At 54.8% G+C, this 13,718-nt stretch carries 28 protein-coding genes; all 28 read left to right on the top strand.

The window, feature by feature from the left end; translation table 11 throughout:
- Positions 1-5 precede the first annotated feature (5 nt).
- The 28 genes from rpsJ to rplQ all read left to right on the top strand — a co-directional run bounded on the left by rpsJ (position 6) and on the right by rplQ (position 13,707).
- Positions 6-317, top strand: coding sequence for a 30S ribosomal protein S10 (gene rpsJ / locus ACVHNU_RS21935; protein ID WP_003186070.1), 312 nt, complete (start codon positions 6-8; stop codon positions 315-317).
- Positions 318-397: 80 nt separating this feature from the next.
- Positions 398-1,033 carry a 50S ribosomal protein L3 gene (rplC, locus tag ACVHNU_RS21930; RefSeq protein WP_003228738.1) on the top strand — a complete coding sequence of 212 codons (636 nt, stop codon included), beginning with the start codon at positions 398-400 and terminating at the stop codon, positions 1,031-1,033.
- Between the two features lie 12 nt (positions 1,034-1,045).
- On the top strand, positions 1,046-1,648 hold the full coding sequence (gene rplD, locus ACVHNU_RS21925) for a 50S ribosomal protein L4 (protein ID WP_003228735.1): 603 nt from the start codon (positions 1,046-1,048) through the stop codon (positions 1,646-1,648).
- Positions 1,645-1,944 (top strand): 50S ribosomal protein L23, encoded by a 300-nt coding sequence (rplW, locus tag ACVHNU_RS21920; RefSeq protein ID WP_002555488.1) that lies wholly within the window; start codon positions 1,645-1,647, stop codon positions 1,942-1,944. The genes rplD and rplW overlap by 4 nt, the downstream gene beginning before the upstream one ends.
- Before the next feature lie 14 nt (positions 1,945-1,958).
- On the top strand, positions 1,959-2,783 hold the full coding sequence (gene rplB / locus ACVHNU_RS21915; RefSeq protein ID WP_003228734.1) for a 50S ribosomal protein L2: 825 nt from the start codon (positions 1,959-1,961) through the stop codon (positions 2,781-2,783).
- Between the two features lie 16 nt (positions 2,784-2,799).
- On the top strand, positions 2,800-3,075 hold the full coding sequence (gene rpsS / locus ACVHNU_RS21910; RefSeq protein WP_003228731.1) for a 30S ribosomal protein S19: 276 nt from the start codon (positions 2,800-2,802) through the stop codon (positions 3,073-3,075).
- Between the two features lie 11 nt (positions 3,076-3,086).
- The gene (gene rplV, locus ACVHNU_RS21905; protein WP_003103908.1) at positions 3,087-3,419 is read left to right on the top strand and encodes a 50S ribosomal protein L22; all 333 of its coding nucleotides are present in this window, start codon (positions 3,087-3,089) and stop codon (positions 3,417-3,419) included.
- Positions 3,420-3,432: 13 nt separating this feature from the next.
- A complete protein-coding gene (gene rpsC / locus ACVHNU_RS21900) occupies positions 3,433-4,119 on the top strand; it encodes a 30S ribosomal protein S3 (RefSeq protein ID WP_003176422.1) in 687 nt (228 codons plus the stop codon).
- A 12-nt stretch (positions 4,120-4,131) separates the two neighbouring features.
- Complete coding sequence (gene rplP, locus ACVHNU_RS21895) at positions 4,132-4,545, top strand: 50S ribosomal protein L16 (RefSeq protein ID WP_003228729.1); 414 nt, start codon at positions 4,132-4,134, stop codon at positions 4,543-4,545.
- On the top strand, positions 4,545-4,736 hold the full coding sequence (gene rpmC, locus ACVHNU_RS21890; protein WP_002555481.1) for a 50S ribosomal protein L29: 192 nt from the start codon (positions 4,545-4,547) through the stop codon (positions 4,734-4,736). Before rplP ends, rpmC begins: the two co-directional genes overlap by 1 nt.
- 2 nt (positions 4,737-4,738) lie before the next feature.
- Positions 4,739-5,005 carry a 30S ribosomal protein S17 gene (rpsQ, locus tag ACVHNU_RS21885; protein WP_003194644.1) on the top strand — a complete coding sequence of 89 codons (267 nt, stop codon included), beginning with the start codon at positions 4,739-4,741 and terminating at the stop codon, positions 5,003-5,005.
- A 23-nt stretch (positions 5,006-5,028) separates the two neighbouring features.
- Entirely contained in the window at positions 5,029-5,397 is a 369-nt protein-coding gene (rplN, locus tag ACVHNU_RS21880) for a 50S ribosomal protein L14 (protein ID WP_002555479.1), read from the top strand.
- Positions 5,398-5,408: 11 nt separating this feature from the next.
- A complete protein-coding gene (gene rplX / locus ACVHNU_RS21875; RefSeq protein ID WP_003186046.1) occupies positions 5,409-5,723 on the top strand; it encodes a 50S ribosomal protein L24 in 315 nt (104 codons plus the stop codon).
- 20 nt (positions 5,724-5,743) lie between these two features.
- Positions 5,744-6,283, top strand: a complete 540-nt coding sequence (rplE, locus tag ACVHNU_RS21870) for a 50S ribosomal protein L5 (protein ID WP_003210069.1) — start codon at positions 5,744-5,746, stop codon at positions 6,281-6,283.
- A 13-nt stretch (positions 6,284-6,296) separates the two neighbouring features.
- Positions 6,297-6,602, top strand: coding sequence for a 30S ribosomal protein S14 (gene rpsN, locus ACVHNU_RS21865; RefSeq protein ID WP_003228726.1), 306 nt, complete (start codon positions 6,297-6,299; stop codon positions 6,600-6,602).
- A 209-nt stretch (positions 6,603-6,811) separates the two neighbouring features.
- Complete coding sequence (gene rpsH, locus ACVHNU_RS21860; protein ID WP_003228724.1) at positions 6,812-7,204, top strand: 30S ribosomal protein S8; 393 nt, start codon at positions 6,812-6,814, stop codon at positions 7,202-7,204.
- Between the two features lie 12 nt (positions 7,205-7,216).
- Positions 7,217-7,750, top strand: a complete 534-nt coding sequence (rplF, locus tag ACVHNU_RS21855) for a 50S ribosomal protein L6 (RefSeq protein WP_003228722.1) — start codon at positions 7,217-7,219, stop codon at positions 7,748-7,750.
- 10 nt (positions 7,751-7,760) lie between these two features.
- Entirely contained in the window at positions 7,761-8,111 is a 351-nt protein-coding gene (gene rplR, locus ACVHNU_RS21850) for a 50S ribosomal protein L18 (RefSeq protein ID WP_003186037.1), read from the top strand.
- 3 nt (positions 8,112-8,114) lie between these two features.
- Positions 8,115-8,615, top strand: a complete 501-nt coding sequence (gene rpsE, locus ACVHNU_RS21845; protein WP_003176409.1) for a 30S ribosomal protein S5 — start codon at positions 8,115-8,117, stop codon at positions 8,613-8,615.
- A gap of 2 nt (positions 8,616-8,617) precedes the next feature.
- Entirely contained in the window at positions 8,618-8,794 is a 177-nt protein-coding gene (gene rpmD, locus ACVHNU_RS21840; RefSeq protein WP_003176408.1) for a 50S ribosomal protein L30, read from the top strand.
- Between the two features lie 3 nt (positions 8,795-8,797).
- Positions 8,798-9,235, top strand: a complete 438-nt coding sequence (gene rplO, locus ACVHNU_RS21835; RefSeq protein WP_011336169.1) for a 50S ribosomal protein L15 — start codon at positions 8,798-8,800, stop codon at positions 9,233-9,235.
- A complete protein-coding gene (gene secY / locus ACVHNU_RS21830) occupies positions 9,236-10,564 on the top strand; it encodes a preprotein translocase subunit SecY (RefSeq protein ID WP_003228718.1) in 1,329 nt (442 codons plus the stop codon). It abuts the gene before it with no gap.
- Between the two features lie 27 nt (positions 10,565-10,591).
- Positions 10,592-10,708, top strand: a complete 117-nt coding sequence (rpmJ, locus tag ACVHNU_RS21825; RefSeq protein WP_002555468.1) for a 50S ribosomal protein L36 — start codon at positions 10,592-10,594, stop codon at positions 10,706-10,708.
- 130 nt (positions 10,709-10,838) lie between these two features.
- Positions 10,839-11,195, top strand: coding sequence for a 30S ribosomal protein S13 (gene rpsM, locus ACVHNU_RS21820; RefSeq protein WP_008374135.1), 357 nt, complete (start codon positions 10,839-10,841; stop codon positions 11,193-11,195).
- 30 nt (positions 11,196-11,225) lie between these two features.
- Positions 11,226-11,615: a 30S ribosomal protein S11 gene (rpsK, locus tag ACVHNU_RS21815; RefSeq protein WP_002555466.1), complete on the top strand. Its 390-nt coding sequence runs from the start codon at positions 11,226-11,228 to the stop codon at positions 11,613-11,615.
- A gap of 18 nt (positions 11,616-11,633) precedes the next feature.
- Positions 11,634-12,254, top strand: a complete 621-nt coding sequence (rpsD, locus tag ACVHNU_RS21810) for a 30S ribosomal protein S4 (RefSeq protein WP_003176404.1) — start codon at positions 11,634-11,636, stop codon at positions 12,252-12,254.
- A gap of 22 nt (positions 12,255-12,276) precedes the next feature.
- A complete protein-coding gene (locus ACVHNU_RS21805) occupies positions 12,277-13,278 on the top strand; it encodes a DNA-directed RNA polymerase subunit alpha (protein ID WP_003186012.1) in 1,002 nt (333 codons plus the stop codon).
- 42 nt (positions 13,279-13,320) lie between these two features.
- Positions 13,321-13,707: a 50S ribosomal protein L17 gene (gene rplQ, locus ACVHNU_RS21800; protein ID WP_003176402.1), complete on the top strand. Its 387-nt coding sequence runs from the start codon at positions 13,321-13,323 to the stop codon at positions 13,705-13,707.
- The last annotated feature ends 11 nt before the right edge of the window (positions 13,708-13,718 follow it).

Here is a 13,718-nt window from a genome sequence, read left to right as displayed (position 1 = left end):
ATCCAATGCAAAATCAGCAAATCCGTATCAGGTTGAAGGCTTTTGACCATCGCCTGATCGACCAATCAACCCAGGAAATCGTGGAAACCGCGAAACGTACTGGTGCTCAAGTGCGTGGTCCAATTCCACTGCCTACCCGTAAAGAGCGGTTCACCGTTCTGGTTTCCCCGCACGTCAACAAAGACGCGCGTGACCAGTACGAAATCCGCACTCATAAGCGCGTTCTGGACATCGTCCAGCCAACGGATAAAACCGTTGATGCTCTTATGAAGCTTGATCTTGCGGCCGGTGTGGAAGTGCAGATCAGCCTCGGCTAAGACTCGGTCTTGGTCGTGTAACGCTCTGAAATGGGCGGCCATAGCGGGTGAAAGCCCCGTACACTCATGAGGTTTACAACATGACTATTGGTGTAGTCGGTCGTAAATGCGGTATGACCCGTATTTTCACCGAAGAAGGTGTCTCCATTCCGGTCACGGTCATTGAGATCGAGCCGAATCGCGTCACCCAGTTCAAAACTGAAGAGACCGATGGCTATCGTGCAGTGCAAGTCACTGTCGGCGAGCGTCGTGCTTCGCGTGTAACAGCAGCTCAGGCTGGCCACTTCGCTAAAGCGAACGTTGCCGCTGGTCGCACTACCATGGAATTCCGTCTTGAAGAAGGCGAGTACCAGGCTGGCGATCTGATCAACGCTGAAATCTTCGCCGCTGGTCAACTGGTTGATGTAACCGGTCAGTCCAAAGGTAAAGGCTTCCAGGGTACGATCAAGCGTTGGAATTTCCGCGGGCAAGATAACACCCACGGTAACTCCGTATCCCACCGCGTCCCAGGCTCTATCGGCCAGTGCCAGACTCCTGGTCGTGTATTCAAGGGCAAAAAAATGTCCGGTCATATGGGCGCTGAGCGCGTGACCGTGCAGTCCCTGGAAGTAGTGCGCGTGGACGCTGAACGCAATCTGTTGTTGGTCAAGGGCGCTGTTCCTGGCGCTACTGGCGGCAACCTGGTTGTACGTCCAGCAGCCAAGGCTCGCGGTTAAGGGGAAGCTGACATGCAATTAAATGTAAATGACGCTCAAGCGATCGAAGTTTCCGAACTGACATTTGGCGGCGAATTCAACGAGACGCTGGTTCACCAAGCAGTCGTGGCCTACATGGCCGGCGGCCGTCAAGGTAGCAAGCAGCAAAAGACCCGTTCCGACGTTCGTGGTGGCGGCAAGCGCCCATGGCGTCAGAAAGGTACTGGCCGTGCTCGTGCCGGTACTATCCGTAGCCCAATCTGGCGTGGCGGCGGTACCACTTTCGCAGCTCGTCCACAGGATCACTCCCAGAAGCTGAACAAGAAGATGTATCGCGCAGCAATGCGTTCCATCCTTGCTGAGCTGGTGCGTACTGATCGTCTGGTCGTGGTTCAGGATTTCGCTGTTGAAACTCCGAAAACCAAAGATCTGCTGGGCAAGCTGAACAACATGAGCCTGACCGATGTTCTCATCGTGTCGGACGCTGTTGATCAGAACCTGTACCTGGCTGCTCGTAACCTGCCACACGTAGATGTACGTGACGTGCAAGGTTCCGATCCAGTTAGTCTGATCGCATACGACAAGGTGTTGATCACCGTGTCGGCCGTGAAGAAATTCGAGGAGCTGCTGGGATGAACCAGGAACGCGTATTTAAAGTTCTGCTTGGCCCGCACGTTTCCGAGAAGGCTACGGTTCTGGCAGACAAGAAAGGCCAGTTCGTTTTCAAGGTTGCTACTGATGCAACCAAGCTGGAAATCAAGAAGGCCGTCGAAAGCCTGTTCAGCGTGAAAGTAGAGCGCGTCACTACCCTGAACGTTCTGGGTAAGAGCAAGCGCACTGCTCGCGGTCTGGGCAAGCGTAATGACTGGAAGAAGGCAGTTATCTCCCTTCAGCCAGGCCAAGATCTCGATTTCAGCAGCAGTGCTGAGTAAGGAAGGGGTGCATCATGGCAATCGTTAAATGCAAACCGACTTCCCCTGGCCGCCGTTTTGTGGTCAAGGTGGTCAACCAGGAGCTGCATAAAGGCGCTCCTCACGCACCGCTGCTCGAGAAAAAATCGAAGACTGGTGGTCGTAACAACAATGGCCGTATTACCACTCGTCACATCGGTGGTGGTCATAAGCAGCATTACCGTATGGTCGATTTCCGTCGCAACGACAAAGATGGCATCGTCGCCACTGTCGAGCGTATCGAATACGATCCAAACCGTACTGCTCACATCGCACTGCTCTGCTACGCAGACGGCGAGCGCCGCTACATCATCGCCCCTAAAGGCGTGAGTGCTGGCGACCAGCTGATCGCAGGCGCTCTGGCTCCAATCAAGCCAGGCAACGCTCTGCAACTGCGCAACATTCCAGTCGGTTCTACCGTACACGGCATCGAACTGAAGCCAGGTAAAGGCGCACAGATCGCTCGTTCCGCTGGTGCTTCGGCTCAGCTGATCGCTCGTGAAGGCGTGTACGTTACCCTGCGTCTGCGTTCCGGTGAAATGCGTAAAGTCCTGGCTGAATGCCGTGCGACCCTGGGCGAAGTCTCGAACTCCGAGCACAGCCTGCGTTCGCTGGGTAAAGCTGGTGCCAAACGCTGGCGTGGCGTTCGCCCAACCGTTCGTGGTGTTGCCATGAACCCGGTTGACCACCCACATGGTGGTGGTGAAGGTCGTACCTCTGGTGGTCGTCATCCGGTATCGCCATGGGGCTTCCCGACTAAGGGCGCGAAGACTCGTGGTAATAAGCGTACCGACAAAATGATCGTCCGTCGTCGCAAGTAAATAGAGGGATACGACAGTGCCACGTTCTCTGAAAAAAGGTCCTTTTATTGATCTTCACCTACTGAAGAAGATCGAAGTGGCGGCGGAAAAGAACGATCGCAAACCAATTAAAACCTGGTCGCGTCGTTCGATGATCCTGCCACAAATGGTCGGTCTGACCATCGCAGTACACAACGGCCGTCAGCACGTCCCAGTTCTCGTGAACGAAGACATGGTTGGCCATAAACTGGGCGAGTTCGCCGGTACCCGCACTTATCGTGGGCACGTGGCTGACAAGAAAGCCAAGCGTTAAGGGGTAAGGAAATGGAAGTAGCCGCTAAGTTGTCGGGCGCTCGAATCTCTGCCCAGAAAGCCCGCTTGGTCGCCGACCAGATCCGCGGGAAGAAGGTGGGCGAAGCGCTCAACCTGTTGGCTTTCAGCAGTAAGAAAGCCGCCGAGATCATGAAAAAAGTGCTGGAGTCGGCCGTAGCCAACGCCGAGCATAACGAAGGCGCAGACGTTGATGACCTGAAGGTCAGCACCGTTTTCGTCAACGAAGGGCGTTCGCTGAAGCGCATCATGCCACGTGCCAAAGGCCGTGCTGATCGCATCGTCAAGCGGTCTTGCCATATCACTGTCAAGGTTGCTGACAAGTAACGGAGTCGAAGAGATGGGTCAGAAAGTACATCCCATTGGCATTCGCCTGGGAATCGTCAAGGAGCACACCTCCGTCTGGTACGCAGACGGTCGGACTTATGCGGACTACTTGTTCGCTGATCTGAAGGTGCGTGAGTATCTCCAAGACAAACTAAAAAGCGCGTCCGTAAGCCGTATCGATATCCATCGTCCGGCCCAAACTGCACGTATCACCATCCACACCGCTCGTCCAGGTATCGTTATCGGGAAGAAAGGTGAAGATGTTGAGAAACTGCGTCAGGACCTGACCAAGCAAATGGGTGTGCCTGTGCACATCAATATCGAAGAGATCCGCAAGCCGGAACTCGACGGTATGCTGGTTGCGCAGAGCGTAGCTCAGCAGCTGGAGCGTCGCGTAATGTTCCGTCGCGCTATGAAGCGCGCAGTACAGAACGCCATGCGCATTGGTGCCAAAGGCATCAAAATCCAAGTGAGCGGTCGTCTCGGCGGTGCTGAAATCGCACGTACTGAATGGTATCGCGAAGGTCGTGTGCCACTGCACACCCTGCGTGCCGACATCGACTATGCCAACTACGAAGCTCACACCACTTATGGTGTGATCGGTGTAAAGGTTTGGATCTTCAAAGGCGAAGTAATTGGTGGTCGCCAAGAAGAGCTGAAGCCACAAGCACCAGCGCCTCGTAAAAAAGCTGCTAAGTAAGGGGTACGCCAAATGTTGCAACCAAAGCGTACGAAGTTCCGCAAGCAGATGACCGGCCACAACCGTGGTCTGGCACTGCGCGGTAGCAAAGTCAGCTTCGGCGAGTTCGCGCTGAAGTCTGTTGCTCGTGGTCGTCTCACCGCTCGTCAGATCGAGTCAGCGCGTCGTGCTCTGACCCGTCACGTAAAACGTGGCGGCAAGATCTGGATCCGTGTATTCCCGGACAAGCCGATCTCCAAAAAACCTCTCGAGGTTCGTATGGGTAAAGGTAAGGGTAACGTGGAGTACTGGGTTGCCCAGATTCAGCCAGGTAAAGTCCTGTATGAGATCGAGGGTGTTTCTGAAGAGCTGGCGCGTGAGGCTTTCGCCCTGGCTGCTGCAAAGCTGCCGCTCGCCACCTCCTTTGTTAAACGGACGGTGATGTGATGAAAGCGAATGAACTTCGTGAAAAATCCGCACAGCAGCTGAACGAGCAACTGCTCGGCTTGCTGCGCGACCAGTTCAATCTGCGCATGCAGAAAGCAACTGGCCAGTTGGGGCAGTCTCATCTGCTCTCGCAAGTTAAGCGTGACATCGCTCGCGTGAAGACTGTGCTCAACCAGCAGGCAGGTAAGTGATCATGGCTGAAGCCGAAAAAACTGTCCGTACGCTGACTGGCCGTGTTGTCAGCGACAAGATGGACAAAACCATCACCGTTCTGATCGAGCGTCGCGTTAAGCACCCGATCTACGGTAAATACGTTAAGCGTTCGACTAAGCTGCACGCGCACGACGAAACCAATCAGTGCCACATCGGCGACAAAGTCACTATTCGTGAAACTCGTCCGATGGCCAAGACCAAGTCTTGGGCGCTGGTTGATGTTCTCGAACGCGCTGTGGAAGTCTAAGGGCTAGGGGTCGGAGAAATTATATGATTCAGACTCAATCCATGCTCGATGTGGCCGATAACAGCGGCGCTCGCCGCGTTATGTGCATCAAGGTGCTGGGTGGCTCCCATCGTCGTTACGCTGGTATCGGTGACATCATCAAAGTTACCGTGAAGGAAGCAATTCCTCGCGGTAAGGTGAAAAAAGGCCAAGTGATGACTGCTGTTGTAGTCCGCACTCGTCACGGCGTACGTCGTGCTGATGGCTCCATTATCCGCTTTGATGGCAACGCTGCTGTTCTTCTGAACAACAAGCAAGAGCCGATCGGCACCCGTATCTTTGGGCCAGTGACCCGTGAACTTCGTACTGAGAAGTTCATGAAGATCGTCTCGCTCGCCCCAGAAGTGCTGTAAGGAGATCCGACATGCAAAAGATTCGTCGTGACGACGAGATCATCGTGATCGCCGGCAAAGACAAAGGTAAGCGCGGTAAGGTGCTGAAGGTTCTTGCTGACAACCGTCTGGTTGTTGGTGGTCTGAACCTGGTCAAGCGTCATACCAAGCCTAACCCGATGTCGGGCGTACAGGGCGGTATCGTCGAGAAAGAAGCGCCACTGCACGCTTCCAACGTCGCCATCTTCAACGGCGAAACCAACAAGGCTGACCGCGTTGGTTTCAAAGTAGAAGACGGTAAGAAAATTCGTGTCTTCAAGTCGACCCAAAAAGCGGTTGATGCTTGAACACTGCTAGGTAGAAGACCATGGCACGACTAAAAGAGATTTACCGGAAGGAAATCGCTCCGAAACTTAAGGAAGAACTTAAGCTTTCGAACGTGATGGAAGTTCCGCGCGTTACCAAAATCACCCTGAACATGGGTCTGGGCGAAGCGATCGGCGACAAAAAAGTCATCGAGCACGCTGTTGCTGACCTGGAAAAGATCACCGGCCAAAAAGTCGTTGTGACCTACGCTCGTAAATCCATCGCTGGCTTTAAAGTCCGTGAAGGATGGCCGATCGGCGTCAAGGTGACTCTGCGCCGTGAGCGTATGTACGAGTTCCTGGATCGTCTGCTGTCGATCTCCCTGCCTCGGGTTCGCGACTTCCGCGGCCTGAATGCCAAGTCCTTCGATGGTCGTGGCAACTACAGCATGGGCGTGAAAGAGCAGATCATTTTCCCGGAAATCGACTACGACAAGATCGATGCTCTCCGCGGTCTGGACATTACCCTGACCACCACTGCCAAGAACGATGATGAAGGCCGCGCTCTGCTGCGTGCTTTCAAATTCCCGTTCCGCAACTGATTGGAGTAGGAAAATGGCCAAGAAGAGCATGAAAAACCGTGAGCTGAAGCGTCAGCTCACTGTTGCCAAGTACGCCACCAAGCGTGCAGCGCTGAAAGCTATCATCGTCGATCTGAACGCAAGTCCAGAAGCGCGTTGGGAAGCTACCGTAGCTCTGCAGAAGCAACCACGTGACGCAAGCGCTTCGCGCATGCGTAACCGTTGCCGCCTGACTGGTCGTCCGCACGGCGTTTACCGCAAGTTCGGCCTGGGCCGTAACAAACTGCGTGAAGCGGCAATGCGTGGTGACGTTCCAGGTCTGGTTAAAGCCAGCTGGTAATCGCTGTCAAAGCCTTGATGGTCGGGGTCGCAAGAACCTGACCATCGGTGGCCTTGAATCTGAATCAAGCCCCTTTTGGGGCTTGATTCATTTCTGGGGTGTGTCTAGAATGACCGGCTCGCCTGAGCCCGTGTTTTTCATGCCCGGAGTTTCTCGGCGACAAGTAGTAGCCGCAAGGCTAATTTTTCTGTATTAGGAGCGTCTAGCCCATGAGTATGCAGGACCCGTTAGCGGACATGCTAACTCGAATCCGTAATGCCCAGATGGCTGAAAAGTCCGTCGTAAGCATGCCTTCTTCCACGTTGAAGGTGGCTGTAGCTAAAGTCCTGAAGGACGAAGGTTACATCGCGGGTTATCAGATCAGCAGCGAAACCAAACCACTGCTGTCTATCGAGCTGAAATATTTCGAAGGCCGTCCGGTTATCGAAGAAGTCAAGCGCGTTAGCCGTCCAGGCCTGCGTCAGTACAAGTCCGTCGAAGATCTGCCTAAAGTACGTGGCGGTCTCGGTGTGTCTATCGTCTCCACCAACAAAGGTGTGATGACTGATCGTGCTGCGCGCGCTGCCGGTGTCGGCGGCGAAGTTCTTTGCACTGTGTTCTAAGGGGGGATAAGCATGTCTCGCGTCGCTAAGAACCCCGTTAAGCTGCCAGCCGGTGTCGAAGTAAAATTCGCAGGCCAACAGCTTTCGGTGAAGGGTGCCAAGGGTACTCTTGAACTGAACATCCATTCGTCCGTTGAGATCGTTGAAGAAGCTGGTGAGCTGCGTTTCGCTGCTCGCAATGGCGATCAACAGACTCGCGCAATGGCCGGTACCACGCGTGCGTTGGTAAACAACATGGTCCAAGGCGTAAGCCAAGGCTTCGAGCGCAAGCTCCAGCTGGTCGGTGTTGGTTACAAGGCGCAAGCAAAAGGTCAGGTGCTGAACCTGGCTCTTGGCTTCTCGCACCCAGTGGATTACGAACTGCCGGAAGGCATCACCGCTGAGACTCCTAGCCAGACCGATATCCTGATCAAGGGCATCGACAAGCAGCTGGTAGGTCAAGTGGCCGCCGAGATCCGCGACTTCCGTCCACCAGAGCCGTACAAAGGCAAAGGTGTGCGCTACGCGGACGAAGTCGTCCGTCGTAAAGAAGCCAAGAAGAAGTAGGGCATAGCAAATGACCGACAAAAAAGTTACTCGACTGCGTCGCGCTCGCAAAGCACGCCTGAAAATGCACGAACTCGAAGTCGTGCGTCTCTGCGTGTTCCGCTCTTCGCAGCACATCTACGCCCAGGTCATTTCGGCCGACGGCAACAAAGTCCTGGCAAGCGCCTCGACTTTGGATAAAGAACTGCGTGATGGCGCCACTGGCAACATCGACGCGGCCACTAAGGTTGGCCAGCTGGTCGCTACGCGTGCTAAGGCCGCTGGCGTCTCGCAGGTGGCTTTCGACCGCTCTGGCTTCAAGTACCACGGCCGCGTTAAAGCGCTGGCTGATGCTGCTCGTGAAGCTGGGCTGGAGTTCTAAGTTATGTCAAATAACGACCAAAAGCGCGACGAAGGCTACATCGAGAAGCTGGTTCAAGTTAACCGCGTAGCCAAAACCGTTAAAGGCGGCCGTATCTTCACTTTCACCGCGTTGACCGTGGTTGGTGACGGTAAAGGGCGTGTTGGCTTCGGCCGTGGCAAGTCGCGTGAAGTGCCTGCTGCGATCCAGAAGGCAATGGAAGCTGCTCGCCGCAACATGATCCAAGTTGACCTGAACGGCACTACCCTGCAGTACGCAATGAAGTCCGCTCACGGCGCTTCGAAGGTGTACATGCAGCCTGCTTCTGAAGGTACCGGTATCATCGCTGGCGGCGCTATGCGTGCTGTCCTCGAAGTTGCTGGCGTTCAGAACGTTCTGGCCAAGTGCTACGGCTCGACTAACCCGGTAAACGTGGTTCACGCCACTTTCAAGGGTCTGAAAGCCATGCAATCTCCTGAGTCCATCGCTGCCAAGCGTGGCTTGACTGTCAAGGAGATCTTCTGATCATGGCTACCGTTAAAGTAACGCTGATCAAAAGCATGACCGGCCGCATCCCTAACCACAAATTGTGCGTTAAGGGTCTGGGTCTGCGTCGCATCGGTCACACTGTAGAAGTCCAGGATACTCCCGAGAATCGCGGGATGATCAACAAGGCCTACTACATGCTGCGTGTCGAGGGTTAATCGATGAAACTCAATGATCTGAGTCCAGCGCCGGGTTCCCGTCGCGAAAAGCATCGTCCGGGCCGTGGTATCGGTAGCGGTTTGGGTAAGACTGGTGGCCGCGGCCACAAAGGTCAAACCTCCCGCTCCGGTGGCACCATTGCTCCAGGCTTTGAAGGCGGTCAACAGCCGCTGCATCGTCGCCTGCCGAAGTTCGGTTTCGTTTCCCTGAAAGCCATGGACCGCGCAGAAGTGCGTCTGTCCGAGTTGGCTAAAGTGGAAGGCGACATCGTCACCGTGCAGTCCCTGAAAGATGCCAACGTGATCAACGTCAACGTACAGCGTGTGAAAATCATGCTGTCCGGTGAAGTGGCTCGCGCTGTCACTATCGGCAAGGGAATCGGCGCCACCAAAGGTGCGCGTGCGGCTATCGAAGCAGCTGGCGGCAAGTTCGAGGAATAAATGGCTAAGCAAGGTGCTCTCTCTGCGCTCGGCAAAGGCGGTATGTCTGAACTCTGGGCTCGTCTGCGTTTTCTGTTCCTGGCGATTATCGTCTACCGAATAGGCGCACACATCCCGGTTCCAGGTATCAACCCTGACCGACTCGCAGACCTGTTTCGACAGAATGAGGGGACCATTCTTAGCTTGTTCAACATGTTCTCCGGCGGCGCGCTGGAACGGATGAGCATCTTTGCACTGGGGATCATGCCGTACATCTCGGCATCGATCATCATGCAACTGATGACAGCCGTCAGCCCGCAGCTGGAGCAGTTGAAGAAGGAAGGTGAAGCTGGCCGTCGCAAGATCAGCCAGTACACCCGCTACGGCACCGTCGTCCTCGCTCTCGTTCAGGCTATTGGCATGTCCATTGGTCTGGCGGGGCAGGGCGTTGCGTTCACTGGTGACTTTGGCTTCCATTTCGTCGCGGTATCCACTTTTGTGGCTGGTGCGATGTTCATGATGTGGCTGGGTGAGCAGATTACTGAGCGTGGTGTAGGCAACGGTATCTCGATGTTGATTTTTTCGGGTATCGTCGCCGGTCTTCCGAGAGCAATCGGGCAGTCTTTCGAGTCTGCGCGTCAGGGTGATATCAATATCTTCGCCTTGGTTGCCATCGGTTTGCTGGCAGTAGCGATTATCGGTTTCGTGGTGTTCATTGAGCGTGGTCAGCGTCGTATCGCTGTTCACTACGCCAAGCGTCAGCAGGGCCGTAAGGTTTTTGCTGCGCAGACAAGCCACTTGCCGCTGAAGGTGAACATGGCCGGCGTTATTCCGGCTATTTTCGCGAGCAGCATTTTGCTGTTCCCGGCTTCGTTGGGTGCCTGGTTTGGTCAGTCTGAAGGTATGGGCTGGTTGCAGGACATCTCGCAGTCGATCGCTCCTGGTCAGCCGTTGAATATTCTGCTGTTTAGTGCAGGGATTATTTTCTTCTGCTTCTTCTATACGGCGTTGATGTTCAATCCGAAAGACGTAGCGGAAAACCTGAAGAAGTCCGGTGCCTTTATTCCGGGCATCCGTCCAGGTGAGCAGTCTGCGCGCTACATTGATGGCGTACTGACTCGCTTGACCATGTTCGGTGCTCTTTACATGACGGCCGTGTGCCTGTTGCCCCAGTTCCTGGTGGTTGCAGCAAACGTTCCGTTCTACCTTGGCGGGACCTCGTTGCTGATCGTGGTCGTGGTTGTGATGGACTTCATGTCCCAAGTACAATCGCACCTCGTTTCGCACCAGTACGAATCCCTGATGAAGAAAGCCAACCTGAAGGGTTACGGCAGCGGCATGTTGCGCTGAGTACCCATAAGGTTCGAGGAGTTGGTGATGAAAGTTCGTGCATCGGTGAAAAAGCTGTGCCGTAACTGCAAGATTATTCGCCGCGAAGGTGTTGTTCGAGTAATTTGCAGCGCGGAACCGCGTCACAAACAGCGCCAAGGCTGAGTGTGATTGTGCTTCAAGCCCGGCAGCTAGTGCGCTGCCGGGTTGATTATTTGTTATTACAGCGATATTATCTCGCGCCCTATTTCTTGGCTTCCGGGGCGTAGGTAGCTGTCAATTGGAGTCCCACTGAATGGCCCGTATTGCAGGCGTTAACATTCCAGATAACAAGCATACTGTTATCTCGCTGACCTACATCTATGGTGTTGGTCGCACTACTGCGCAGAAAATCTGTGCAGACACTGGGGTAAACCCAGCAGCAAAGATCAAAGATCTGAGCGACGAGCAAATTGAACAGCTGCGTGGCGAAGTGGCGAAGTTCACCACTGAAGGTGACCTGCGTCGCGAAATCAACATGAAAATCAAGCGCTTGATGGACCTCGGTTGCTATCGCGGTCTGCGTCATCGTCGCGGTCTTCCAGTACGCGGTCAGCGTACCAAGACCAACGCGCGTACCCGTAAAGGTCCGCGTAAGCCGATCCGCAAGTAATCGCCCCAGCGAATCGACAGGAATTTAATCATGGCAAAACCTGCTGCTCGTCCTCGTAAAAAAGTTAAAAAGACAGTGGTTGATGGCATCGCCCACATCCATGCTTCTTTTAACAACACCATCGTGACCATTACCGACCGTCAAGGTAACGCTCTTTCCTGGGCTACCTCCGGTGGTTCGGGTTTCCGCGGTTCCCGCAAGTCCACCCCGTTCGCTGCTCAAGTAGCTGCTGAGCGTGCTGGTCAAGCTGCGCTGGAATACGGCCTGAAAAACCTCGACGTTAACGTCAAGGGTCCAGGTCCAGGTCGTGAATCCGCAGTCCGCGCTTTGAACGGCTGTGGCTACAAGATCGCCAGCATCACCGACGTGACGCCAATCCCGCACAACGGGTGCCGTCCGCCGAAGAAGCGCCGCGTGTAATCCAGGAGATTGTAAAGAATGGCTCGTTACATTGGTCCAAAATGCAAACTCGCTCGTCGCGAAGGCACCGATCTCTTCTTGAAGAGCGGCGTGCGCGCGATCGAATCGAAGTGCAACATTGAAGCAGCACCTGGTATCCACGGCCAACGCCGCGGTCGCCAGTCCGACTACGGCACCCAACTGCGTGAAAAGCAGAAGGTCCGTCGTATTTACGGCGTTCTCGAGCGTCAGTTCAGCGGCTACTACAAAGAAGCTGCTGGCAAGAAAGGTGCAACCGGTGAAAACCTGCTGCAACTGCTCGAATGCCGTCTGGACAACGTTGTATACCGTATGGGCTTTGGTTCGACTCGTGCCGAATCCCGTCAGCTGGTATCGCACAAGTCGATCAGCGTTAACGGTCAGACCGTAAACGTTCCGTCGTATCAGGTTCGTGCTGGTGACGTGGTCGCAGTTCGCGAGAAAGCAAAAAACCAACTTCGCATTGTCCAAGCTCTCGATCTGTGTGCCCAACGTGGCCGCGTAGAATGGGTAGAAGTAGACACTGAGAAGAAGTCGGGCGTTTTCAAGAACGTTCCTGCTCGCAGTGATCTGTCCGCCGACATCAACGAAAGCCTGATTGTCGAGCTCTACTCCAAGTAAGGGCTAGAAAATAGGTGCATCCATGCAGATTTCGGTAAATGAGTTCCTGACACCCCGCCACATTGATGTGCAGGTTGTCAGTCCAACCCGCGCCAAGATCACTCTCGAGCCTCTCGAGCGTGGTTTTGGCCACACCCTGGGCAACGCGCTGCGCCGCATCCTGTTGTCCTCAATGCCCGGCTGCGCAGTAGTCGAGGCCGAGATTGACGGTGTGCTCCACGAGTACAGCGCCATCGAAGGTGTACAGGAAGACGTAATTGAAATCCTGTTGAACCTTAAAGGTCTGGCCATCAAGCTGCACGGTCGTGACGAAGTTACGCTGACCTTGTCGAAGAAGGGTTCGGGGGTGGTTACCGCTGCCGATATTCAGCTGGATCATGATGTCGAGATCGTTAACCCCGATCACGTAATCGCTAACCTGGCGTCTAACGGCGCCCTGAACATGAAGCTCACCGTAGCTCGTGGTCGTGGTTATGAACCAGCCGACTCGCGTCAGAGCGATGAAGATGAAAGCCGCAGCATTGGTCGCTTGCAGCTTGACTCTTCGTTCAGCCCGGTTCGCCGTATCGCATACGTGGTGGAAAACGCCCGTGTCGAGCAGCGTACCAACCTGGACAAGCTGGTTATTGATCTGGAAACCAACGGTACTCTGGATCCTGAAGAGGCTATCCGCCGCGCTGCAACCATCCTGCAACAGCAGTTGGCTGCGTTCGTCGACCTCAAAGGTGACAGTGAGCCAGTGGTTGTCGAGCAGGAAGACGAGATCGATCCGATCCTGCTTCGCCCGGTTGACGATCTGGAACTGACTGTACGTTCGGCTAACTGCCTTAAGGCGGAAAACATCTACTACATCGGTGACCTGATTCAGCGTACCGAAGTAGAGCTGTTGAAGACTCCGAACCTGGGCAAGAAATCCTTGACTGAAATCAAGGACGTTCTGGCCTCCCGCGGTCTGTCCCTCGGCATGCGCCTCGACAACTGGCCGCCTGCAAGTCTTAAGAAGGACGACAAGGCGACTGCCTGATCGTCGTAATCACCGAACGTAGTGTTTGGTAAGGAATGAACCATGCGTCATCGTAAAAGTGGGCGTCACCTGAGCCGCACCAGCTCGCACCGCAAGGCCATGTTCCAGAACATGGCGGTGTCGTTGTTCGAGCACGAGCTGATCAAGACTACTCTGCCAAAAGCCAAAGAACTGCGCCGCGTTGCCGAGCCGCTGATCACTCTGGCCAAGACAGACAGCCTGGCTAACCGCCGTCTGGCTTTCGACCGTACTCGTTCGAAAGCTATCGTTGGTAAGCTCTTCAACGACCTGGGCAAGCGTTACGCTACCCGTGAGGGTGGCTACCTGCGCATCCTCAAGTGCGGTTTCCGCGCTGGCGACAACGCGCCTATGGCGTACGTCGAGTTGGTTGATCGTGCTACTGCTGGCGAAGCTGTATCCGCCGAGTAAGACGTCAGTCT

It is taken from the genome of Pseudomonas sp. Ors-4-3C (assembly GCF_055755035.1).
Note: the sequence above shows the minus strand (reverse complement) of the source record. Positions and strands in the feature narration are given on the sequence as shown.